This window comes from Nocardia wallacei, assembly GCF_014466955.1.
In the GTDB taxonomy this organism is placed as follows: Bacteria; Actinomycetota; Actinomycetes; order Mycobacteriales; family Mycobacteriaceae; genus Nocardia; species Nocardia wallacei.
In genome coordinates this window covers 2,961,704-2,984,769 of record NZ_AP023396.1, presented here as the reverse complement: position 1 = coordinate 2,984,769, position 23,066 = coordinate 2,961,704, and the positions used below count along the sequence as shown (strand labels likewise).

Sequence of the window (23,066 nt, the reverse complement as noted above, 5' to 3'; positions counted from 1 at the left end):
CCCGCCATCCGGTGCGGCAGAGCTCTCGTCATGTGCGGCCTTTCTCTCTGCCCGGTGTCGGCGCTCATCGCGACACCGGCGCCAGGTACAGCCCGGTGATCGCGTCGACCAGGCCGGTCGCGGTCTCTTCCCAGCTCGAGGGACGCAGTAGCGTGTCGTCGGCCAGTGCGCGCTCGCGTTCGGCGCAGGTGTGCACGATCAGCAAGCGCGCCATGGAGTTTCGCTGCCGCCGCAGCTCCGGCGACAGGTCCGGCAGGCTGCGCTGCAGGCCGTCCACGACGCGCACCAGCGACCGGGAGGCCAGCGACTCGTCCGACATCAGATCGCGGAACACCGGATCCGGTTGCAACTGGGCGCTGAACCGCGCGTACCAGGTCGGATTGCCCAGGGCGGCAAGGTGTTCGGTGACCGGGCGAACCAGGCAGCCCACCCAGTCCCGCAGGTCACGGGACGTGCCGATCCGCTCCACCAGCTCCCGGCACAGCTGTTCGGTGTGTGCGTGGTGCTTGCGCACGATCGCCCGGACCAGATCGGCCTTGGTGCCGAAGTGGTAGCCGACCGCGGCGTTGTTGCCCTGCCCGGCGGCCTCGCTCACCTGCCGGTTCGACACGGCCGCGATGCCGCGCTCGGCGAAGAGGCGTTCCGCGGCGGCGAGGATCGCCTCCCGGGTGGTGGTGGCCTGCCCGGCGCGGGATCTGTCGACAGTAGCCATTTCTGGTTCCTCCGGATGACCGGCTCGGCCCGCCCGTGCGATCAGGGGCGCGGCCGCGTCAGAATCGCATTCTCGATTTCGAATACCGGCACTTCCAGTCAACGCCGCGCGGCCGTTCAAGTCAAGCAGTTGAATTAACGCGGGCATGATCACGTGCGGGCTTCGGTGGACTGCGCGGGCTTCTTGCGCGGCCTGAGCGGCTTACCGGCCACCGTGCCGCCGTCCACGGGCAGCACCGTTCCGGTCACGTAGGCCGAGCGGTCGCTGCCGAAGTAGAGCACCGCCTCCGCGACATCCTCCGGCGTGCCCTCGCGCGGCAGCGGCCGGTCCTCGTTCATCGAGGCCCGGACCGACCGGGTGAACCGCTCGATGCGTTCGGCCGACATCGTGGTGGCCGACGCCGCGAGAAACGGGGTCGGCACGTTCCCCGGGGCGATGCAGTTGACCCGAATGCCGTACTGTGCCAACTCGATTGCCGCGGATTTGGTGAAGTGGATCACCGCGGCCTTGGAGGCCCGGTAGGTCTGCACTCCCCCGCCCGCCTGGACGCCGCCGATCGAGGACAGGTTCACGATGGAGCCGCCGCCATGGTCGGCCATGTGCCGGGCAGCGAATCTGGTGCCGGCCATCACGCCCAGCAGATTCACGCCGAGGACGCGGTGGAAGTCGGCGAGATCGTCGACCAGCAGGCTGGGATGCATGGTGCCCGGCACGCCCGCGTTGTTGCACATGACGTGCAGGCCGCCGAAGGTGCGCACCGCCACGTCTACCAGCCGCTCGACCTGTTCGGGTTCGGCGACGTCGGTCCGGTGGAACACCGCCGCGTCGCCGTAGCCGGCCACCGCTGCGGCACCGCGCTCGGGATCGAGGTCGCCGACGACGACGCGGGCGCCCGCGGCGACGAACCGCGCCACCGTGGCGGCGCCGATTCCGGACGCGCCGCCCGTGACGACGGCGACCTTGCCGGTCAGTTCGTCGGTCATATGTTGTTCCTTTCGAGTTCCGCGAGGAAGGTCAGGAGGAGGTCGTTGACGGTCTCGGGTTGCTCGATCTGGGGGCAGTGCCCGGCGTCGGGCACCACCGCGTGGCGGGCGTTCGCGATCTGTTCGGCGATCTGCGCGGCCCAGCCCTGCGGGAGGAGCTTGTCGCGGGCTCCCTCGACGACGAGGACCGGGACGGTGATGCGTTCGTAGGCGCGTCGGCTCGACGGGGTCGGCGGCTGTTCGGCGCCGGGGCGGCGAAAACGGGCCGCCGCCAACGCTTCCCACGCGCCCGGGGCGATACTCGCCTCGTAGCGCCGCCGCACGTAGGTCTCGTCGGCCGGGTAGGACGGGGAGTGGAACAGAGCCGTGACGATGCGCCGCATTCCGTCGAGCGTGGCGTCGTAGTCGTAGAGCGCGCGCACGTGTTCGTTGCTCTGGATCTCGCCGCCGCCGCAGATCGCCACCAGGCTCCGCATCGGCAGGCGGGGCGTGTCCGAGGTCGCGTCGACCAGCAGGTTGATCGCGCCCATCGAATTGCCGACGAAATGCGCCGACTCGATACCGAGCAGGGCGAGCAATCGCGCGATGTGCCGGATGCGCAGGCCGCGGCCGTCGGTGAAGTCGACGACCTTCGCCGACCCGCCGAAGCCCAGCATGTCCGGTGCCAGCACGCGATAGCGCTCGGCCAGCGCGTCGATGGTGTGTTCCCAGCCGATTTCGGCTCCGGCCCCGAACTCGCCGCCGTGCAGCAGCACGACCGGTTCGCCCGATCCCGCCTCCAGGTAGCTGGTTGCCGAGCCGTCGACAACCAGGGTTCTGCGCTGTGCGTTCATGAAGCCCGACCGATCCCGCCGACGCGCGATACAGGCTCGGTGTCCGCGCGGGACACGGTCTCCCACAGCGGGATCAGTCCGAGGATGCGCACCGGCTCGACAGCCGGACGCAACGGACGCGAGGCAAGCGCGGGGTCGGTGAGGAGTCGGATCTCGTGGATGCCGAGTTCGTCCAGGATGTCGAAGGCGGTGCGGAGGTCCCAGTAATCCACGGGATGTGTTGCGGGGTGGCCTGTTCCGCTGCTCGGCGGTCGTGTCGGCTCTCGGGTGAAGCCCTCGCGTGAGCGGATGTAGACCAGGACGCCGTGGCCCGCACGGGCAATGCGGCGCAGGGCGTGGTCGAGGCCGGTGCGGCAGTCGCAGCGCAGGGAACCGAGGGCATCGCCGAACAGGCATTCACCGTGGACTCGGACCAGGGGGGTGATGGTGGAGACGGGGTGACCGTACACGAAGGCGATGTGCTCGCGGCCCAGCCCATCGGTGAAGCCGTACGCACGAAACTCGCCCGCCGGCAATGGGATACGGGCGGTGCCGCGGCGGTGCACGCGGGCCAGTTCGCGGCGGCGATACTCGACGACGTCGTCGATCGAGACGACCGGCAGTCGATGGCGGCGTCCGAGTTCGTGCAGCTCGGGCAACTCCGCCGGCTCACCGTCGGCGGCACACACCTCGCACATCGCGGCAGCGGACGCCACTCCCGCCAACCGGGCGAGATCGACAGCGGCCTCCGGCGGCGCGGGCACCGCCAGCACTCCCCCGTCCGCGCAGCCGAGCGGGAAGACCTGGCCGGGCCGGGTGAAGTCCCCCGGGCGGCTGGCCGGATCGGCCAGTGCCCGAACGGTTCTCGCGCGCTCCGACGCCCGCACCCCGGCACCGGCGCCCGCGAGCCCCACCGGCATGCGGAACAACTTCCGCCCCGGCCCCGTCGCGGTGGGATCGGCCGGCGGAATCTCGAGCCGGTCCAGCGCTTCCGACGGCACGGCCACCTGCACCAGCCCACGCCCGACCGTCGTCATGGCATTGACCGCCTCGGCCGTGGCGTGCTCCGCGGCCAGCACCAGATGCCCGCGATACCCCCCGCCCTCGGCACCGACCACAAGCACCATGCGCCCATCCCGCAGCGCACCCACAGCAGCCCGCACCGAACCCGCCGCCACCCCGACCGAACCAGCAGACGCTTCCGCAGTGCCACGCTCCGAACCGGCAGGCACCTCCACACACCCACACCCCGAACCAGCAGACACCTCCGCACACCCGCGCCTCGTCCCAGCAGGCACCTCCGCAGAGCCTCGCTCCGAACCAGCGGTCGCTTCCGCACAGCCACGCTCCGAACCAGCAGAGACCTCCGTAGAGCACCGCGCCGAGTTCTCGTCCACCGCAGGTATGCCGACGGGGCGCTGCATCGGAAAGGCGGGGATCGCAGGCGAGTTCGGGCGATCTGTCGCCGACGCGGCCGCGCCTCCGGGTGCCGAGGTCGCGGAACAGTCCGGGATCGGGTCGCTCACGCCCGCACTCCGCCTGTCGGGGCGAAGGTCAGCACCTGCGTGGCGAGGACTTCCAGTTGGGCGCCGACGGTGTCGTCGGTGAGGGCGCCGTCGGGTCCCCAGATCGGTTCGGCGGAGTTGATGGCCACGCCCAGGGGCGTGGGCCAGGCGCGCAGGGCGTGGCCGATCGCGCGGAGTTGGCCCAGGGTGCCGACGGCGGCCTGCCAGCCGAAGGCACAGGTGATGCAGCCCCACGGCTTGTTGTCGAGATAGACCGTGGGATCGCCACGCAGATCCTCGATGTAGTCGAGGGCGTTCTTCACCATGCCGGAGATGCCGCCGTGGTAGCCGGGTGAGGCGATCACCACGGCGTCCGCGCGGCGCAGCGCGTCGACCAGCTCGGTCGCGCCCGGCGTGCGGCTCGCGTCGTAGGGGTTGTACATCGGCAGGTCCAGGGCCGCCCCGCAGAACAGCGCGGTGCGCCCACCCTGGCGCTCGACCGCCGTGAGGCAGTGCCGCAACGCCCGCTCGGTCGACGAGTCCGCGCGCAACGTGCCGCCGACGCCGACGACGAACGGCCGTCCCTCGTCCATGCCGACGGCGGTGGTCGCGTTGGTCGTACTTGCAATCACAGCCGGAACCTCCTGGTTGGCCTACTTGATGGCGATCGGGTTGATCGGCGAACCCACGGCCCCGACCACGCGCAAAGGCGGTGCGACGAGCTGGAATTCGTAGACGCCGTCGGCTGCGCAGTCGGCGGCGAGCGCTGTGAGGTCCCAGTACTCGCCGAGCATCAGGCCCATGTCGCGCAGGCAGAGCATGTGCATGGGCAGGAAGGTCCCCTCGACCCCGGAGACGACGTCCTCCACCATGAGGTTGTCCGCCGCCACCGCAGCGACCTCGCGCTCGTGCAACCACTTGGCGCACATCCAGTCCAGGCCCGAGTACGGCTCGGCGCCGTCGCCGGTCTCGGCGAAGCGGGCCTGCCAGCCGGTGCGCACGAGCACGATGTCGCCGCGGCCGACCTCGACGCCCTGGGCGCGCGCGACCTCGTCCAACTCGTCCGGTGTGATGGGATCGCCCGGCTCCAGGAACACCTCGGCGCCGCGGTGCCGGACCAGGTCCAGCAGCACCCCGCGCGTGGTGATGCCCTTGCCGTCGACCTTCTCGATACCGCAGTGGAACGCACCGGCGCTGGTGACCGAGTCCGCGGGAAAGCCGTTGTACAGCTGCTCGTCGTAGTACACGTGCGACAACGCGTCCCACTGCGTGGCGGCCTGCAGCGGCATGATGATCATGTCGTCGTTGAACCGGAACGGGTTGTCCTCGCCCGCGAAGAAGCCGCCGAACTCCTGCCCGAAGCCGTTGCCCGCCCACTTGGGACCGTACTCGGCCATCGTCCGCGCGTCGCCGCCGTCGACGGTCATCACGTGCACCGGGTTCTGCCGGAACTTGAACGCACCCTGCGGCCCGGTCGAGTCGAAGTCGATGCCGAGCGGGAACACCCGCCCGTGCCGCACGAGCCCCGCCGCCGCGGCGACCTTGTCGGGGGTGATGAAGTTGAGCGTGCCGAGTTCGTCGGCGGCGCCCCACCGGCCCCAGTTGCTCACTTCCGCTGCGACGCGCCGGAATTCGGTCAGGCTGGCCATAGTTCTCCTTCGGTGATTCGCGCGGCCACGTTGCCGCCGTCCACCCACAGCACCTGTCCGGTCACATAGCTCGCGGCCCGGCTGTTGAGGAACACCAGGACGGCCGCCTGCTCGTCCGGTTCGCAGACCCGGCCGAGCGGTTTGGGGATGGTGTCGAGATACTGCGGCCCGTACCGCGAGCGCAGCTGGTCCAGGATCGGCGTCTCGGTGACACCCGGTCCCGTGCAGTTGATGCGGATGCCGCGTGCCCCGAGGGGCACGGCCTGCCGCATCGTGTAGTAGATGATCGCTTCCTTCGACAGCCGGTAACCGCCGTCGGCGAGGGCCTCGGGATTGCCCTCGCACCAAGCGATTCCGTCCGCCATGTCGGTGCTGCCGACCAACCCGAGGGCCTGCTCCCGGTGCTCGAGGTACCCGGCGGCCGCGAGCGAGGACACGCTCACGACCGTCGACCCCGGCGCCATCGCCGCGGTGAGCGCGTCGGTGAACCGGCGCAGACCCAGAAAATTGATCGTGACGACCCGCAGCGGGTCCCCGATACCCGAGGAGACCCCGGCGACGTTGAACAGCGCGTCCACCGGACCGCCGACCGCCTCGACGGCCCGGTCGATCGACGCGGCGTCCGACATGTCGACCTGGTGGAATCCGTCGAGTTCGGTTGCGGGCGTGGCGATATCGAGGCCCACGACCTCGCCGCCGAGCTCACGGACCTGCTCCACCACGCACGCGCCGATCCCGGAGGCGCAACCGGTCACGACGACCCGCCGGCCGTCGTAGCGCCACAGTTCCTCCACACGTCCCACGTCGGGCACCTCGTCCTCGGGCTACTGCTCGTCCTTGGCGCGCTGCGCCGCCTGCACCCGGCCCTCGTTGATCTCGGCCATCGCCTCGGGGATCTCGCTGGCGGTGAACTTGCCGCCGCGGCCGGTCGGCAGGCCGCCGAAGGCGTAGGACTCGTCGAAGGCGGGCGAGGCCAGCGGCTTGCGCCGCGCCTCCACCTTCTCGATGATCGGTTCGAGCCGCTTGGCCTTGGCCGCGACCGCCTTCTCGTCGCGTTCGATGAACTCCGGCAGCACGTGCTTGCCCATCAGCTCGATGGACTCCATCGTGCCCTCGTGGCTGCGCGGGTTGAGCAGCAGGATGATCTCGTCGACACCGCTCTCCTCGTAACCGCGCAGGAATTCGCGCACGGTGTCCGGCGAGCCGATGGCGCCGCGGCCGGGGCCGTAGGCCAGTGTCTCGTCCTCCCGCACCGCGTCGAGGTAGCGTTCCCAGACCTTGGTGCGGCCGGGGGTGTGCTGGCCGGTCATGTAGTAGTGCATGATGCCGAAGGAGAAGAAGCCGCCGCCCACGTCGAGCCGCTGCAGGGCCTGCTCGTCGGTCGGGGCGACCATCATCGACAGGTCGCCGCCGATGGCGAGGATGTTCGGATTCAGCTGCGGGATGGTCGGTTCGGCCTTGTCCTCGAACTCCTGGTAGTAGCCGCGCACGCGTTCGGCGAGCGGTCCGGGCCCGGTGTAGGCGAAACTCAGTGCGCCGATGCCCTTCTGGGCGGCCATCTGGACCGAGGAGGGCCGGGTGCAGGCCACCCAGACGGGCGGGTGCGGCAGTTGCTGCGGCTTGGGGATGACGTTGCGCGCGGGCATTTCGATGTGGTCGCCCTTGAAGCCGGTGAACGGCTCCTCGATCATGCAGCGGATGGCGACATCGAGCGCCTCCTCCCACTGGCCGCGCTTGTCGGCGGGATCGATGTTGAACCCGCCCAGTTCCCCGACCGACGACGATTCGCCGGTGCCGAATTCGACGCGCCCGTTGGAGATCCGGTCCAGCGTCGCGATCCGCTCGGCGACCCGGGCGGGATGGTTGATCGCGGGCGGCATGTGCATCACACCGAAGCCGAGCCGGATGTCCTTGGTGCGCTGGCTCGCCGCGGCGAGGAACATCTCCGGCGCGGTGGAGTGGCAGTACTCCTCGAGGAAGTGGTGCTCGGTGAGCCACACCGTGGAGAACCCCGCCTTGTCGGCGGCCTCCACCTCGTCCAGGCCGTCCTGGAACATTTCGCGCTCGTCGTCGTGGGTCCACGGCCGCGGCAGCGCGAATTCGTAGAACAGCGAGATCTTCATGTACTTCCTCCGTTGGAACGAGACGTCATGTGCTTGGCCGCTATGTATCCGAAGGTCATCGCGGGCCCGATGGTCGCGCCCGCGCCGGCGTAGCTGCGGCCCATGACCGCCGCGGACGTGTTGCCGGTCGCGTAGAGACCGGGAATGGGGGTGCCGTCCGCGCGCAGCACGCGGGCGTGCTCGTCGGTGCGCAGACCACCCGAGGTGCCGAGGTCACCGGGAACGATCCGGAACGCGTAGTACGGCGGTTCGCCGATCGGATACAGATTGGGGTTGGGCAGCGTCGGATCGCCGTAGTAGTTGTCGTACACGCTGTCGCCGCGGGCGAAGTCGTCGTCGTGGCCCTTGCGGGCGAGTTCGTTGAAGCGTTCGGCGGTGGCGCGCAGGCGATCCGGCGGGACGTCGATCTTCGCCGCCAGCTCCTCCCACGAGTTCGCGGTCCGCACCACGCCCGACTCCAGCCACGCGCGCGGCATCGTGCGGCCGGTCGGCACGGGCGCGAACGGCACCTTGGGAATCGGCAGATGTCCCGCCACGACATACCGGCGCCACGAACGGGTGTCGGTGATGAGCCAGCTCGGTATGTGCGTGACGCCCGACTTCTGCCCCGCGATCATCGCGTGCCCGAAGTCCATGTAGGGCGCGGCCTCGTTGATGTACCGCTCCCCCGCGCCGTTGACGATGAACTGGGACGGCATCATGCGCTCGTTGAGCATGAATTGCATGCGGCCGTCGGGCCATTGGATGGCGGGGAACCACCACGCCTCGTCCATCAGGTCGGTGCCCGCGCCCACCCGCTCCCCCGCGCGGATGCCGTCGCCCATCGACGCCGGATTGCCGAAACTCCAGTCCTGGTCGATGACCGGTTCCAGTTCCTTGCGCCGGGCCATGTCGTGCTCGAAGCCGCCGGTCGCCAGAAGCACGCCGCGCCCGGCGCGGATGCGCAGTTCGCGGCCGTCCTTCTCGATCACCGCGCCCACCACCGCGCCGTCGGCGCCGGTGATCAGGGTGGTCATCGGGGCGTCGAGCCACAGCGGAATGTCACGCTCGCGCAAGGCCAGTCGCAGCCGGGCCACCAGGGATTGGCCGATGGCGGCGATCCGGTCGCCGAACACCCGCGCGCGGAACATCCGCCACACCAGCTTCACCAGTACGACCTTGCCGCGCCAGTGCTGGCGGACCTGGTAGAACAGCCGAAGGTCCTTGGGGCCCAGCCAGATTCCCTTGGGCGCCAGCGCCAGCGGACGCAGCAGCAGTTCCTCGTCCGGGCCGAGCTCGCGCAAGTCGATGGGCGGCACGTTGATGGTGCTGCCGTCGGGCGAGCCGCCGGGCAGTTCCGGGTAGTAGTCGGCATAGCCGGGCTTCCACACGAATTCCAGCCAGTCGCTGCGGTTTTCGAGGAACTCCATCATCTCCGGCGCGCGCTCCACGTAGGCGCGCAGCCGTTCCTCGCTGACCAGGCCCTCGGTGATCCGGCGCAGGTACTCGACCACGCCCTCGGGGTCGATCTCGTAGCCGTCGCGCCGCTGCGCCGGTGCGCCCGGCACCCAGATGCCGCCGCCCGACAGCGCGGTGGATCCGCCGTAGTGCGAGGACTTCTCGACCACGAGCGTGTCCAGCCCCGCGGCCTCGGCGGCGAGCGCGGCGGTCAGCCCGCCGCCGCCGGACCCGATGACCAGCACGTCGACAGTGCGGTCGAACTCTTCGGCGGTACCCGGCGCGCCGTCCGCCCCTGCTGTCACGGTTGCCTCCCGATCGAATCCGTATCGCGCTCCGGCAGCGCGGTACGCACGGCGAATCCGGCGATCAGCGCGGGCGCGGGCCGGTAGTAGCGCACCCCGGTCCGGTACGGTCCCTGGCTCGCGAGCGCGGCGAAGGCCGCCACCCAGGTGCGCACCTCGTGCGCCGAGTTCCCGGCGGCCTCGGTGATCCAGGCGTTGTCCCAGCCGTCGAATTCCCCGAGACGGCCTTCGTCGAGCGCGGCCAGGAAACGCCGGTCCCAGTCCGGGTTCAGCGGGCGCAACGACCCACTGCCCGTGGCGAACTCGCGGGCGGCCTCGATCACCCGCTCCTGCCTGGCAAGCCGCTGGTCCGCCGTCATCGTGCCGCCGTGCACGATCCGTTCGCGGGCCGGACCGGTCGCGGTCGCCAGGGCTGGCACCGGCGGATCGTGCGACAGACCGCCCGAGCCGAGTACCAGCACGCGGCGGCCGAGCGACGAAAGGTGCTGCCCCACAGCGGCTCCCAGCACGGCCGCGCGCGGCAGCGGACCGAGCGGCGCCGCGACCGAGTTCACGAAGATCGGCACGACCGGGCGGGCCGTGGCCGCGCCCAGCAGCCGCTGCAACGGCTGCACCGTGCCGTGATCGACCGCCATCGTCATCGACACGGCCACGTCGACTCCCGCCGTGAGCACCGACTCGGCCAGTTCGCGGGCCAGGTCGGCGGGCACGTCGAGGGGCCCGGCGTGGGTGCCGTAGTCCCCCACTCCGGCCGCCGCCGTGCCGATGCAGAACGGAGGCATGAGCTTGTAGAAGAAGCCGTTGTAGTGATCCGGGGAGAACGTGACAACCAGTTCGGGATCGAACTCGCGCACGAAATCCGCGGCCCGGTCGAGCGCCGACTCGATGTCGTCGAGCAGCTCGCGGTCGGGGCCGGGGAGATCAAGCAGAGGGCTGTGCGAGACGCAGCACAGGGCCAGCGGCATCGTGTCCTCCTCCCGGCCGGAGGGCGAGGGTGCGCAGCAGATCCGCGCTCAACTCCGGGGCCAGCTGCGCGATGGTCGCGCCCGCCACGCAGCGGTCGGGCCGCAGGAACAGCACGGAGTCGCGCTGGCCGTCGAACCACCGCTTCAGCGCGCCGCCGCGGTCGCCCAGCACCACGACGTCCGGATCGTCGTGACCGGTCCAGTGCAGCTGAGTCGCGGGCCGCGCCTCGAAGAACCTGGCGCCCAACGCCTTCCACGCCTCGAACGCCGCCGCCCCGAGCACCTCGCGGGGCCGGTTGTTCCAGCACAGCACGGCGAACCGGGGGCCGAGCACGTCGTCCAGCGCGACGTCGGCGTGGTCGCGAGTGTCCACCCGGGGCTGGATGAACAGCGTGCCGACCGCCGACTTCGGGGACCTGGACCAGGTGTGCACCACCGCGCCGCGTTCGTAGCGCGGCATCGGCTTGAACCGCATGCCGAGCACGTAGCGCCGCACCGGCGGCACCGCGGCGGCCGCCCGGACCAGCACGTCGCGCACGGCGGCGACGGTGCGGTCGGTCGGCGAGATCACCTTGCCGACCATCGTCGACAGGTCGATCATGGCGCGGGCGTGCTTGCGGCGCTCCAGGTCGTAGCTGTCGAGCAGCGCGTCACCGGCGTGGCCCTGCACCACCGCGGCGAGTTTCCAGCCGAGGTTGGCCGCATCCCGGATGCCGCTGTTGTACCCCTGGCCCTGCCACACCGGCATCAGGTGCGCGGCGTCGCCCGCCAGCAGCAGGCGACCCTTCCGGAAGGCGCCCGCGATGCGCGAATGATGGGTGTACACCCGGCGGCGGATCACCTCCAGGCGGTCGGGATGCGGGACGAACGGCGCCACCATCCGCGCCACGAACGCCGGATCCTCGGCCAGTTCGTCGGATTCGTGATCGTGGATCATGAACTCGAAGCGACGGATGCCGTGCGCGATCGACACCGAGACATACGGCCGCGCCGGATCGGCGCCGACCTCACTGTTGGGGTGTCCCAGCGGATCCGACGCCAGATCCACCACCAGCCAGCGCGTCGGTGAGGTGGTGCCCTCGAAGGTCACGCCCAGCTGCCGGCGGGTGGCGCTGCGTCCGCCGTCGCAGCCGACCAGGTATCGCGCGGTCACGGTGGTGGACCCGGAGTCGGTGGTCAGTTCCGCGGTCACCCGCGCACCGGAATCGGCGCAGGAGACCATGGCCGTGCCCCACGCCACTTCGACGTGCGGGAACCGGTCCAGCCCGGCGAGCAGTTCGGCGTCGACCAGTGGCTGTACGAAGCCGTTGCGCTTGGGCCAGCCGAATTGGGCGTCGCTCGGGGCGATCTCGGTGAGGAGCCGCCCCTTGCCGTCGACGAACCGCATGATCTGGTTCGGTGTCGTGTGCGGCAGGACTCGCTCGACGAGCCCGATCGATTGGAAGGTCCGCAGCGCCTCGTCGTCCAGTCCGACGCCGCGCGGATAGTCGATGAGCGTCGGCCGCTCCTCGACGACCCGGGTGCGCACGCCGTACATGCCCAGCATGTTCGCCAGCGTCAAACCCACCGGGCCCGCGCCGACGATCAGCACATCGACATCGACGTCCGATGTCGTTGCGGCGGAATCGTTTCGCTTCGGCACGGTCAGCCACCCAGCAGGAAGTCGAGATGCAGGGCGTTGAACGCCTTGGGGTCCTCGTACTGAGGCCAGTGCCCGCAGTCGGGCAGCACCTCGAAGCGCGCGCCCGGAATCATCGACGCCATCCGCCGCCCCTCGGTGACATCGGCCGTGGGGTCGTCACTGGTCCACAGCACCAGCGTCGGCGCGGTGATGCGGCCGTAATCCTCCGGCCCCAACAGGTTCCGCTGCCGGATCTGCGGATCCTGCAGCGCCATGATGTCGCGCATGGCGACGGCGAAACCGGGCTGCCGGTAGATCCGCTGGCGGCTCGCCACCACGTCGTCGTAACTCTTCGACTTGTCTGCCATCAGCCACTTGATGCGCGCCTGCACCGTCTCCCATGTCGGGTCGGTGACCGCGGCCATCGACAGCGTGACGATGCGCCGCATCACCTCCGGGTCGGCCTGCGACCCGCCCGCGGTATTGAGCACCAGCCGCTCGACCCGGTCCGGATGGTCGATCGCCAGGCGCGCGGCCACCCAGCCGCCGAGCGATTCGCCGCTGACGTGCGCCTTCCGCACGCCCACCGCATCGAGGAAGGAGATCAGGTGCGCCACATAGTGTTTCACCTCGAGCGGATGACCGGGGCGGCCGGTGTAGCCGTGGCCCAGCATGTCGATCACCCAGGTCGAGAAGTGCTCGGCGTGCGCCTCCAGATTGCGGACATACGCCTCGACGTGCCCGCCGGACCCGTGCAGCAGCACCAGCGCCGGCTTGCCCGGGTCGCCCGCGTGCAGATAGCGCGTGCGCACGCCACCGGCCTCCAGGTAGCCCTGCGTGAACGCGACGCCCTGCAGATCGCTCCAGATGCTTTCGTACTCCGACAAACTCGTCACCTCCGTAAACCCCGGGACCGTGCTCAGATGTCCGCCGATTTGCCGGTCGCGGCGGCGTGACCGGCGCGGAAGCCGAACACCATGCCGGGGCCGATGGTGCCGCCCGCGCCGCCGTACGCCCGGCCCGTGACACCGGCCATCGCGTTGCCGGCCGCGAACAGGCCGGGGATGACCTGGCCGTCGACGTGCAGCACCCGGCCGTCGCGGTCGGTGCGCGGTCCGCCCTTGGTGCCCATGGCGCCGACGGTGACCGGCACGGCGTAGTACGGCGCGGTGTCCACCGGGCCGAGCGTGCGGCCCGCGACGGTGTCCGCGTTCTCGTCGCCCCACCAGCCGTCGTAGGCGCTGGCGCCGCGGCCGAAGTCCGGGTCCACGCCGTCGGCCACGGTGCGATTCCAGGCCGCCACCGTCGCGGCGAGCCCGGCCGGGTCGATGCCGGTCTTCGCGCCCAGTTCCGCGAAATCGGCCGACTCGCAGAACCATTCGGGCACCGCGTCGCCCGGCGCGATGCCGAGGAAGCCGTAGCGCCGCAGATGTTCGGCGTCGAAGACGATCCAGCCCGGATCGTTGACGTAGCCGCCCTTGGGGTCGAGATAGTGGAACGCCCCCGCCATCGAGTTGTACTCCGACGCCTCGTTGACGAACCGCCGCCCGGCGCGATTGACCATGATGCTGCGCGGCCGGGTCCGTTCCAGGCGCACACTGCGGCTGCGCGGTTCGCCCCCGATGGTGTCGCCGGGAATCCGTACCACCGGCACCCACCACGCCTCGCTCATGGTGCCCAGGTCCGCGCCGTGCGCCATCGCCATGCGCAGGCCGTCACCGGTGTTGTTCGGCGGTGACACCGGGCCGTGCATCGGGCCGCGCAGGTACGCGCGGACCAGGCCGGCATCCCATTCGAAACCGCCCGTGGCCAGCACGACGCCCTTGCGGGCGCGCACGATTCGCTCGCCGTCGGCCGTGCTCAACCGGACGCCGGTGATCGTGCGCCCCTCGGACAGCAACTCGACAGCACGCGCCCCGGTGCGCGGCACCACGCCCGCGTCGAGCACGCCGCGCAGCAGCCCGGCGACGAGAGCCGTTCCGGCGACACAGAAGTCGGCCGAGTCGCTGCCGGTCTGCGCGTGCAGGCGGGCGCGGGTCTCAGCGTCGAAGCCGACGTTGCTCCAGTCGGCGGGGAAGGAGGTGATGCGGTCGCGCCACTCGCCGAGGCGGGTGAGGTCGAAGGCGACCGGGCTCAGCGACCGCCCGCCGCCGGGACGGCCGCCGGGCAGTTCCGGCTTGTAATCCGGGAAACCATCGGCGATCTCGAATCGCGTCCCGCTGTGCGCCTCGACGAAATCCACCATCGCCGCGCCGGTGCGGACGAAGATCTCCACCAGTTCGTCGTCCATCGAGCCCAGCGACTGCGCGTGCAGGTAGGCCAGCGCGTCGGCCACGGTCAGCGGGCCGTCCGGCGCCCGGTCGTGCGCCGGGATCCACGCGATGCCACCGGATACCGCACTGGTCCCGCCGACGGTGTCCGCCTTCTCGAACACAGCGACCGACGCGCCGCGGACGGCGGCGGTCAGCGCGGCGGTCAGGCCCGCGGCACCACTACCCAGCACGACGACGTCGACAGCGACCTCGCCGTCCCCCGTGGCAGTGGACGGTGCGGGAGAATTCATGAGACCTCCATTCGCGAATGACAAGAATCATATTCTCGTCAGGTGGATGTGGCAATCCGCTCGCGGATCAGATGTTTGCGGACCTTGCCGCTGGGGGTGCGCGGATAGTCCTCGACCTGGAACAACCGCTCCGGCCACTTCTGCCGCGCGACTCCGGCGGCCGCGAAGTGCTCGCGCACCGCGGCGAGCTCGGGCAGTCGGTGTCCGGGCCGCAACCGCAGTACCGCGCCGACCGTTTCGCCCAGGCGCTCGTCCGGTACGGCCACCACCACGGCCTCGGCCACCTCCGGCAGTTCGGCGAGCAGTTCCTCCACCTCCAGCGCGCTGACGTTCTCGCCACCGCGGATGATCACGTCGGATTTGCGGTCGGTGATGGTCAGATGCCCGTCCGGATGCAGGACGCCGATATCGCCGGTGTGGTACCAGCCGTCGGCGTCGAAGGCCCGCGCGGTCAGCGCGTCGTCGGTGTAGCCCAGGCACAGATCCGGTCCGCGACTGAGGATTTCGCCGTCGTCGGCCAGCCGGATCTCCACGCCGGGCATCGGCCGCCCGTCGGTCGACAGGCGCTCGAATTCCGGCGCGTCGTAACGGGAGGAAGTGATGGAGGGATGCTCGGTGCTGCCGTAGGCGCGGAACGGGACCAAGCCCAGGCCGGCGAGCCGCCGGGTGACCGCGACGGGCACGGTGGAGCCGCCCAGCCCGACAAAGCGGAAGTTGTCCAGATATTCGGGGGTGAAGTCGGGGTGGTCGAGCAGGCTGGTGACGAAGTAGGGCGGCCCGCCCCCGACCGTCAACCCGTCGCTCTTGATCAGCGCCAGCACCCGGCCCGCGTCCCACACGTCGAGCAGATGCACCGGCTTGCCGTGCAGCACCGGTAACAGGAAGGCGCCGACCATCCCGATGAAGTGCCCGACCGGCGTGGCGGTGAGCATCGTGCCGCGATCGAGCGCGTTGTGCGCGGCGAGCTGACGCGCCTCGCAGCCCAGCGTCTGGTGGCTGTGCACCACGCCCTTGGGCGCGCTGGTCGTGCCCGAGGTGAAGGCGATCAGCGCCGGGTCCGCCGGATCGGCCGCGACCACACCCGGCATGGGCGCGTCGGCCAGCAGGTCGTCGAAATCGCGGCCGACCACCCCGACGATCGGCACCGCCGCGCATACCTCGGGATCGAAGGCCGTGCGGCCGAAGCGTTCCGCGGCGACGAAGACCTTGGGCCGCACGGTCGTCAGGATGTGCCCGACCTCCTTGCGCCCGTAGAAATGGACGATCGGCACCACCACCGCGCCGAGGTAGGCGGAGGCCCAGAACGTCGCCGCGGCCTCCATCCAGTTGGGCAGCTGGAAGGCGATCGCGTCACCCGGCCCGACGCCGCGCGCCCGGAGCCCGGCCGCCAATCGCCGGGCGATCCGCTCCACCTCCCCGACGCTGCCCGACCAGGGGCGCACGTCGGAGTGCACCCGGAATTCGGCCGAGGGCGCCGACGCGAGGGCGCGACTCAGCAGATCGCCCAGCGTTTCTCGCCGCCACCAGCCCGCGGTCTCGTAGCGGTCGCGCAATTCCTCGGGGACGGTTCGCATCTGGCCTCACTCGTGTCCGCAGGTGGGCGCGTTGCGCGCCCCTCGATGTACCCGGGCCGCGGCAGCCGCGCCCGACGATCTCCTCGACCATTGATGAAAATACCGTTCTCATCCAACGGAAATATGAGATTCACCGAGGTTCGACGGAATCGTCCGTGGTGAATCCGCTTTTCGGCGGATCGAGCCAGGCGCGCGCCGGAGATTCCGCGGGGCCGCGCGACCTTGCGGCGAGAGTTGTGCAAGAGTAACGTTCTCATCTACTGCAAGGAAAATTCTTGCTCCATGCCACGGCCGCGACACCGCGGTCGTGCACAGTCGGCGCCACGGCATCCAGCGGGCGCGCGATCCGCCGCGGCACTGCCGCCGTGGTCACCGAGAAGAACGAAAGGGTCAGCTGTGGGACGTGTCGAGGGCAAGGTCGCTTTCATCACCGGCGCCGCGCGCGGGCAGGGCCGCAGCCACGCGGTCCGCCTCGCAGAGGAGGGCGCCGACATCATCGCGGTCGATCTGTGCGAGGACATCTCGACCATCGGATACGCGCTCGCGCGCCCGGAGGACCTGGAGGAGACCGCGAACCTGGTCAGCAAGACCGGCCGGCGCGTGGTCACCGCGAAGGCCGACGTGCGCAGCGCCGAGCAGCTGCAGGCCGCGGTGGACAACGGCATTCGCGAACTCGGCAAGCTCGACATCGTCGTCGCGCAGGCCGGCATCGCCGGTATGAAGGGCCAGCCGGCCATGCAGGCGTGGATCGACGTGATCAACACGAACCTGATCGGCACCATCAACGCCATCCAGGTCTCGCTCGGGCACCTGAAGGAGGGCGCGTCGATCATCGCGACCGGCTCCACCGCCTCGCTGATCGATATCTCCAAGATCGACAACCCGGGCAACGATCCCGGCGGCATGGCCTACGTGCACTCCAAGCGCGCGCTGACCGCGTACGTCTACGAGCTGGCCCGGCAGCTGGCACCGCGCGGCATCCGCGCCAATGTCGTGCATCCCACCAACTGCAACACCCCGATGCTGCAGAGCGAGCCGATGTATCGCTCGTTCCGCCCCGACCTCGAGCACCCGACCCGCGCCGACGCCGAGCCCGTGTTCGGTGTGCAGCAGGCCATGCGCATTCCCTACGTCGAGCCCGAGGACATCAGCAACGCGGTGGTCTACCTGGCCTCCGAGGAGTCGCGGTACGTCACCGGCACGCAGATGCGCGTCGACGGCGGCGGCTATCTGAAGTCCTACGACTACCACATCTGATCGCCGGGGAAACCCGCGGCGCGGCAACGAGATCCGTGAGCAGCCCAGGAAGACTATCGTGAGCATCGACGACGCACTCGCCGACCAGGACCGTAAGAAGAATCGGTACCACTTCGACCGGCACACGCCCGAATACCGGCACCGGTTCGTGGAGATCACCCAGGAGATGCAGGCCAAGTGCCCGATGGCCTGGAGTGACACCTACGACGGGCACTGGGTCGCCGCGGGCAGCACCGAGGTGTTCGAGCTCGCCCGCTGCCCGCACGTCTCCAACGACCACGATCTGCGCGGCGAACGCAAGGGCTACAAGGGCATCTCGATACCCACCGCCCAGCGTGTGCAGGCGGTGCGCGGCGGCATTCTGGAGATGGACGATCCCGAGCACCGGATCTATCGGCAGGCGATCAACCCCTACCTGTCACCCGCCGCGGTTCGCCGCTGGGAGCCGGTGATCGACGAGATCGTCCGCGCCGCCCTCGACGAGAAGATCGAGAGCGGCCGGATCGACTTCGTCGACGACCTCGCCAATATCGTCCCGGCCGTGCTGACCCTGGCCATGCTCGGAATTCCGTTGCGGCAGTGGTCGATGTACAGCGAGCCGGTACACGCGGCGGTGTACACCCCCGAGGATTCGCCGGAGGCGCCGCGGGTCGCGGAGATGCATCGGGCCATGGGTCTGGATCTGCTGAACAATCTGATCGAGATCAAGGAGAATCCGCGCCCGGGTCTGGTGGACGGCCTGGTCAAGCTCCGCATCGACGGCGAGCCCGCGCCGGACCTCGAGGTGCTCGGCATGCTGGGCCTGATCATCGGCGGCGGCTTCGACACCACGACCGCGCTCACCGCGCATTCACTGGAATGGCTGTCGGAGCATCCGGATCAGCGCGAACTGCTCAGCGAAGAGCGCGAGCACCTGCTCGACTCCGCGACCGAGGAGTTCCTGCGGTACTTCACCCCGGCGCCGGGCGACGGCCGGACCATCTCCGCGGACATGGAATTGGTGAACACCCGGTTCAAAGAGGGTGAGCGCCTGTGGTTGTCGTGGGCGATGGCGAACCGGGACCCGCAGGTCTTCCCCGACCCGAACGAGGTCGTGCTGGATCGGAGGGGCAACCGGCACTTCAGCTTCGGGCTCGGCATCCACCGCTGCATCGGCTCGAACGTGGCCCGCACCGTGTTCAAGGCGATGCTCACCGCCGTGCTCGACCGGATGCCCGACTACCGCTGCGACCCCGAGGGGACCGTGCACTACGAGACCATCGGCGTCATCCAGGGCATGCGGAAACTGCCCGCCACCTTCACGCCCGGTCCGCGGCTGGGACCCGGGCTGGACGAGACCATCGAGAAGCTGCAGCGCGTCTGTGACAAGCAGGAACTCGCCGCGCCGGTGACGGAGCGGCCCGAACGAGCGCGCATCGAGTGGTGACCGTCGGCACCGGCACGCCTGTCATCGACGCCAGCGTGCACATCTTCTTCACCTCGAACCGGGATATGCGCGGCTTCCTGCGCGAGCCGTTCGCCAGCCGCGGCATCCCGGATGCCGAGATGGATTGGTACGGCGCACCGGGCGGGGAGTACGCCGCGGGCACCCGCGGACCGAGCAGCCGCGGGCCGGGCAGGGGCTATCCGGGCTCGGATCCGGAATTCGTCGGTGAGCAGCTGTTCGTGGAGCGCGGCGTGGACATCGCGGTGCTGCATCCGATGACCCGCGGCATCCTGCCCGACCGGCACCTCACCACCGCGGTGCTGGCCGCGCACAACGAGATGATGGTGACGCGCTGGCTGGAGTCGAACCGATTCGCCGCGCGATACCGCGGCACGATCCGGGTCAATCCCGAGGACATTCCCGGGGCGCTGCGCGAAATCCGCAGGTACGCAGGTCATCCCGGCATCGTGCAGGTCGGCATTCCGCTGCAGTCGCGCGAGCTCTACGGTAAGCCGCAGTTCTGGCCGCTGTGGGAGGCGGCGGCCGAGGCCGGGCTGCCGGTGGCCGCGCACATCGAGACCGGGGAGAGCATCGCCTTCCCGCCCACCCCGTCGGGTCACACCCGCACCTACGAGCAGTACCTCGGGTTCATGTCGCTGAACTACGTGTACCACCTGATGAACATGATCGCCGAGGGCGTGTTCGAGCGGATGCCGGAGCTGAGATTCGTCTGGGCCGACGGCGGGGCGGACCTGCTCACGCCGTTCACGTGGCGGATGGACACCTTCGGCCGGCCGCATCTGGAGCAGACCCCGTGGGCGCCCCGCATGCCCAGCGACTACCTGCCGGGCCACGTCTACTTCGTACAGGGCAGCCTGGACGGGCCCGGCGAAACCGAATTCGCCTCCGAATGGCTGGGTTTCACCGGCAAGGAGGACATGGTGATGTTCGGCTCCAGCTACCCGCACTGGCATTGCGGTGACGCCACCGCGCTGCCGTCCGCGCTCACCACCGAACAACGCGAGAAGGTGTTGTGGCGCAACGCGTCCCGGCTCTACGGCATCGACATCCCGGCCGCGGCGGCCACCACCTAGCCCGTCCACGAGAGGGAGACGACCATGCCCCTGGCACACAGGCAACAAAAAACCCCGGCACCCGACATGCCCCTGGCACACAGGCAACAAAAAACCCCGGCACCCGGCACGACCCTGGCACACGGGCAGCAACGTGCCCCGGCACCCGAGCAGGTCGCCGTCCGGGTGGTCGATTCGGACGTGCATCCCGTGCCGCGGCGCGGGGAGCTCGTGGAGTACATTCCCGAGCCGTTCCGGACCGACTATTTCCTCAGCCACCGCGTCGGCGACACGATCATCTACGACGCCCCCGACTACGCGCACACCTACGCCATGCGGGCCGACACGTTCCCCGAGGGCGGCGAATTCCCCGGCAGTGACCCGGAATTGGCGTTCCGGCAGCTGATCGTCGACGCCGGGTCGGATATCGCGATCCTGGAACCGACGGTGAAGGCGACCCGGTTGCCGGAGGCCACCGCGGCGATGGCGACCGGTGTCAACCACTGGCTCGCCAACCACTGGCTGGACTCGAAGAACAATTGGCATCAGCGCTGGCGCGGGTCGATCTGCGCGGCCATCGATGATCCGCGCGGCGCGGTGCGCGAGATCGAGCACTGGGCCGGGCACCCGTTCATGGCGCAGATCCTGATCAAGGCCGAGCCGCGCCCGTCGTGGGGCGACCCGAAATACGATCCGATCTGGGCGGCGGCCACCAAGCACGATCTGGTGGTGAGCTGCCATTTGGGCCGCGGCGCGTACGAGACCATGCCCATGCCGCCGGTCGGATTCCCCAGCTACAACCACGATTTCATGGTCACCTACTCGCTGCTGGCGGCCAATCAGATCATGAGCCTGATCTTCGACGGCGTCTTCGACCGGTTCCCGACACTGCGGATCGTGTTCGTGGAGCACGCCTTCACCTGGATTCTGCCGCTGATGTGGCGGATGGACGCGGTCTACACGGCGCGCCGCTCCTTCACCGGGATTCGCCGCAAGCCCTCGGAGTACGTCGAGGAGCACATCAAGTTCACCACCCAGCCGCTGGACTACCCCGACGACAAGACGGAGCTGACCCGCGCGTTCGAGTGGATGTCGGCGGAGCGGATCCTGCTGTACTCCTCGGACTACCCGCATTGGACCTTCGACGACCCGCGCTGGCTGATGAAGCATCTGCCCGTGCACGCCCGCGACCGGGTCATGTATCTGAACGGCATCGAGACCTACCATCTGCCCGAGTCGGTGCCCGCCATCGAGGGTCAGCGGCGGGTGCTGTGATGGCCGACCCCGAACAGCCCCGGCTCGCCCAGGGACGTGAGCACGTCGTCGCCACGGTGGACGAAATCCCGCCCGGCACTTCGAAAGTGGTGCCGATCGGGCGGCACGGCGTCGGCGTGTACAACGTCAACGGGACGTTCTACGCCATCGCGAACTACTGCCCGCACGAGGGCGGGCCGCTCTGCGCCGGGCGCGCGCGGGGGCGGACCGTCGTCGACGAATCCGTGCCCGGCGACCAGGTGATGGTGCGCGACCAGGAGTTCATCTACTGCCCGTGGCACCAGTGGGGTTTCGAGCTGGCGACCGGGACCACCGCGGTGAAGCCCGAATGGAGCATCCGCACGTATCCGGTGCGCATCGTCGGCGACTCGGTCGTCGTGCTGGCCTGATCCGAGCCGGTGAACAGGAAGGAGGTCGCATGCCCACCGTGAGGGTGAACGGCGGCGAGGTCGTCTACGAAATCGTCGGTGACGCGGGGGAACTCGTCGTCCTGACGCCGGGCGGGCGGTTCGGCATGGACGTGCCGGGACTGCGCCCGCTGGCCGAGGCGATCGTCGCGGGCGGCTACCGGGTGCTGCTGTGGGACCGGCCCAATTGCGGCGCGTCCGATGTGCAGTTCTACGGGCAGACCGAGTCGCATATGCGGGCCGAGACACTCGACGGGCTGCTGACCGCCCTCGACGCCGGGCCGTGCGTGCTGGCGGGCGGTTCGGGCGGTGCGCGCGACTCCATCCTGACCACGATCCTGTACCCCGAGCGGGTCACCAGGCTGGTGCTGTGGAACATCGTCGGCGGGGTCTACGGCATGTTCAATCTCGGCGCGTATTACGTGCTGCCCAGCCTGCAGGCCATGCGTGGCGGCGGGAACGCGGGGCTGCTGCGGATGCGGGAGTGGCGAGAGGCCGTCGAGCGCAACCCGCGCAACGAGCAGCGCCTGCTGGAGCTGGATCGGGACGAGTTCGTGAAGCTGTCGCTGCGGTGGCTCAACGCCTACGTGCCGAAGCCGGGACAGACCATCCCCGGGGTGGACGACGAACTGTTCGATCGAATCCGGGTGCCCACCTTGATCATTCGCGGCGGCGAGCACGACATCGACCATCCCAAGCGCACCTCCCTCGAGGTGAGCTGCCTGATCGAGGGCTCGACACTGATCGATCCGCCGTGGCCGGAGGACGCCTGGGAGCGGGCCGTCGAGGCGCGCGGGTCGGGAAAGGTACAGCGCTACAACCTCTTCGACACCTGGGTGCTGGCCGCCCCGGCGATCCTGTCGTTCCTGGACGGCTGATGGACGGGCGCCCGCTACCGAGTGCGGATCCGGACCTCGCAGTTCAGCGACGCCTCCAGGGCCGTGTGGATCCGGCTCTCCGGTATCCGCGCCAGGTCGGCCTCGGACAGCGTGACATAGACGATGTCGAAGCCGTCGCCGCCCGGTTCGCGCACCACCTCGCCGCTGAGGCCGAACCCGGCGAGCACACCGTGCGCGTCGTCGTCGGTGCCGCGGCTGACGAAAGTCACGACCCCCGGCACCGGCTCGGTGCCGAACGCCGCGGCGCACAACCGCACCGCGGCGCGCACGGTCGCCTCCGGGTCGTCGGTGGTGACCAGCAGCTGGACCTCCCGGCGATGCGGCGGCTCTCCCGCCACATCGTTGTCGAGCACCTCGGCCCCGAGCGCCGCCGCACTCTCCCGCAGCGCGCGCACGCCCGCCGCCAGCCGCGCCGCGGTCGATTCGCCGGCCGGATCCACATCGATCCGCACCACCGCCGTTCTCATGCTCGCCAGCGTA

At 69.8% G+C, this 23,066-nt stretch carries 21 protein-coding genes; 6 read left to right on the top strand and 15 right to left on the bottom strand.

The genetic code is table 11. The features are described from left to right. Window positions 1–64: 64 nt before the first annotated feature. From NWFMUON74_RS13600 to NWFMUON74_RS13535, 14 genes are all read right to left on the bottom strand, one after another. Complete coding sequence (locus NWFMUON74_RS13600) at window positions 65–712, bottom strand: TetR/AcrR family transcriptional regulator (RefSeq protein ID WP_187688161.1); 648 nt, start codon at window positions 710–712, stop codon at window positions 65–67. Between the two features lie 149 nt (window positions 713–861). Next, on the bottom strand, window positions 862–1,695 hold the full coding sequence (locus NWFMUON74_RS13595; RefSeq protein WP_187688160.1) for an SDR family NAD(P)-dependent oxidoreductase: 834 nt from the start codon (window positions 1,693–1,695) through the stop codon (window positions 862–864). Continuing rightward, window positions 1,692–2,528, bottom strand: a complete 837-nt coding sequence (locus tag NWFMUON74_RS13590; RefSeq protein WP_187688159.1) for an alpha/beta fold hydrolase — start codon at window positions 2,526–2,528, stop codon at window positions 1,692–1,694. Before NWFMUON74_RS13590 ends, NWFMUON74_RS13595 begins: the two co-directional genes overlap by 4 nt. Next, complete coding sequence (locus NWFMUON74_RS13585; protein WP_269475352.1) at window positions 2,525–3,931, bottom strand: 3,4-dihydroxy-2-butanone-4-phosphate synthase; 1,407 nt, start codon at window positions 3,929–3,931, stop codon at window positions 2,525–2,527. The genes NWFMUON74_RS13590 and NWFMUON74_RS13585 overlap by 4 nt, the downstream gene beginning before the upstream one ends. Window positions 3,932–4,029: 98 nt before the next feature. Continuing rightward, the gene (locus tag NWFMUON74_RS13580; RefSeq protein WP_187689133.1) at window positions 4,030–4,605 is read right to left on the bottom strand and encodes an NADPH-dependent FMN reductase; all 576 of its coding nucleotides are present in this window, start codon (window positions 4,603–4,605) and stop codon (window positions 4,030–4,032) included. A gap of 60 nt (window positions 4,606–4,665) precedes the next feature. Further along, window positions 4,666–5,661: a cyclase family protein gene (locus NWFMUON74_RS13575; RefSeq protein ID WP_187688157.1), complete on the bottom strand. Its 996-nt coding sequence runs from the start codon at window positions 5,659–5,661 to the stop codon at window positions 4,666–4,668. Next, a complete protein-coding gene (locus NWFMUON74_RS13570; RefSeq protein WP_187688156.1) occupies window positions 5,649–6,464 on the bottom strand; it encodes a coniferyl-alcohol dehydrogenase in 816 nt (271 codons plus the stop codon). Before NWFMUON74_RS13570 ends, NWFMUON74_RS13575 begins: the two co-directional genes overlap by 13 nt. Before the next feature lie 21 nt (window positions 6,465–6,485). After that, complete coding sequence (locus NWFMUON74_RS13565; RefSeq protein WP_187688155.1) at window positions 6,486–7,784, bottom strand: LLM class flavin-dependent oxidoreductase; 1,299 nt, start codon at window positions 7,782–7,784, stop codon at window positions 6,486–6,488. After that, window positions 7,781–9,526 carry an FAD-binding protein gene (locus NWFMUON74_RS13560; protein ID WP_187688154.1) on the bottom strand — a complete coding sequence of 582 codons (1,746 nt, stop codon included), beginning with the start codon at window positions 9,524–9,526 and terminating at the stop codon, window positions 7,781–7,783. Before NWFMUON74_RS13560 ends, NWFMUON74_RS13565 begins: the two co-directional genes overlap by 4 nt. Further along, window positions 9,523–10,491: a 3-carboxyethylcatechol 2,3-dioxygenase gene (locus NWFMUON74_RS13555; protein ID WP_187688153.1), complete on the bottom strand. Its 969-nt coding sequence runs from the start codon at window positions 10,489–10,491 to the stop codon at window positions 9,523–9,525. The genes NWFMUON74_RS13560 and NWFMUON74_RS13555 overlap by 4 nt, the downstream gene beginning before the upstream one ends. Beyond that, window positions 10,448–12,133 (bottom strand): bifunctional 3-(3-hydroxy-phenyl)propionate/3-hydroxycinnamic acid hydroxylase, encoded by a 1,686-nt coding sequence (locus tag NWFMUON74_RS13550; protein ID WP_187688152.1) that lies wholly within the window; start codon window positions 12,131–12,133, stop codon window positions 10,448–10,450. The genes NWFMUON74_RS13555 and NWFMUON74_RS13550 overlap by 44 nt, the downstream gene beginning before the upstream one ends. 2 nt (window positions 12,134–12,135) lie before the next feature. Beyond that, entirely contained in the window at window positions 12,136–12,999 is an 864-nt protein-coding gene (locus NWFMUON74_RS13545) for an alpha/beta fold hydrolase (protein WP_187688151.1), read from the bottom strand. Window positions 13,000–13,031: 32 nt separating this feature from the next. Further along, window positions 13,032–14,675: an FAD-dependent oxidoreductase gene (locus NWFMUON74_RS13540; protein WP_187688150.1), complete on the bottom strand. Its 1,644-nt coding sequence runs from the start codon at window positions 14,673–14,675 to the stop codon at window positions 13,032–13,034. Window positions 14,676–14,713: 38 nt separating this feature from the next. Continuing rightward, a complete protein-coding gene (locus tag NWFMUON74_RS13535; protein ID WP_187688149.1) occupies window positions 14,714–16,249 on the bottom strand; it encodes an AMP-binding protein in 1,536 nt (511 codons plus the stop codon). Between the two features lie 396 nt (window positions 16,250–16,645). Here NWFMUON74_RS13535 and NWFMUON74_RS13530 point away from each other — a divergent pair, with 396 nt between their 5' ends. The 6 genes from NWFMUON74_RS13530 (at window position 16,646) to NWFMUON74_RS13505 (ending at window position 22,565) form a co-directional block, all read left to right on the top strand. After that, window positions 16,646–17,506, top strand: coding sequence for a mycofactocin-coupled SDR family oxidoreductase (locus tag NWFMUON74_RS13530; RefSeq protein WP_187688148.1), 861 nt, complete (start codon window positions 16,646–16,648; stop codon window positions 17,504–17,506). Window positions 17,507–17,564: 58 nt separating this feature from the next. Further along, on the top strand, window positions 17,565–18,932 hold the full coding sequence (locus NWFMUON74_RS13525; protein ID WP_187688147.1) for a cytochrome P450: 1,368 nt from the start codon (window positions 17,565–17,567) through the stop codon (window positions 18,930–18,932). After that, window positions 18,929–20,026: an amidohydrolase family protein gene (locus NWFMUON74_RS13520; RefSeq protein WP_425300403.1), complete on the top strand. Its 1,098-nt coding sequence runs from the start codon at window positions 18,929–18,931 to the stop codon at window positions 20,024–20,026. Before NWFMUON74_RS13525 ends, NWFMUON74_RS13520 begins: the two co-directional genes overlap by 4 nt. Before the next feature lie 66 nt (window positions 20,027–20,092). Further along, window positions 20,093–21,280, top strand: a complete 1,188-nt coding sequence (locus NWFMUON74_RS13515) for an amidohydrolase family protein (RefSeq protein ID WP_187688146.1) — start codon at window positions 20,093–20,095, stop codon at window positions 21,278–21,280. After that, window positions 21,280–21,669, top strand: coding sequence for a Rieske (2Fe-2S) protein (locus NWFMUON74_RS13510; RefSeq protein ID WP_187688145.1), 390 nt, complete (start codon window positions 21,280–21,282; stop codon window positions 21,667–21,669). Before NWFMUON74_RS13515 ends, NWFMUON74_RS13510 begins: the two co-directional genes overlap by 1 nt. 29 nt (window positions 21,670–21,698) lie before the next feature. Continuing rightward, window positions 21,699–22,565 (top strand): alpha/beta fold hydrolase, encoded by an 867-nt coding sequence (locus tag NWFMUON74_RS13505; RefSeq protein WP_187688144.1) that lies wholly within the window; start codon window positions 21,699–21,701, stop codon window positions 22,563–22,565. Window positions 22,566–22,579: 14 nt separating this feature from the next. On the opposite strand, the gene NWFMUON74_RS13500 is transcribed toward NWFMUON74_RS13505, so the two are convergent. Then, window positions 22,580–23,053: a hypothetical protein gene (locus NWFMUON74_RS13500; RefSeq protein WP_187688143.1), complete on the bottom strand. Its 474-nt coding sequence runs from the start codon at window positions 23,051–23,053 to the stop codon at window positions 22,580–22,582. Window positions 23,054–23,066: the final 13 nt, after the last annotated feature.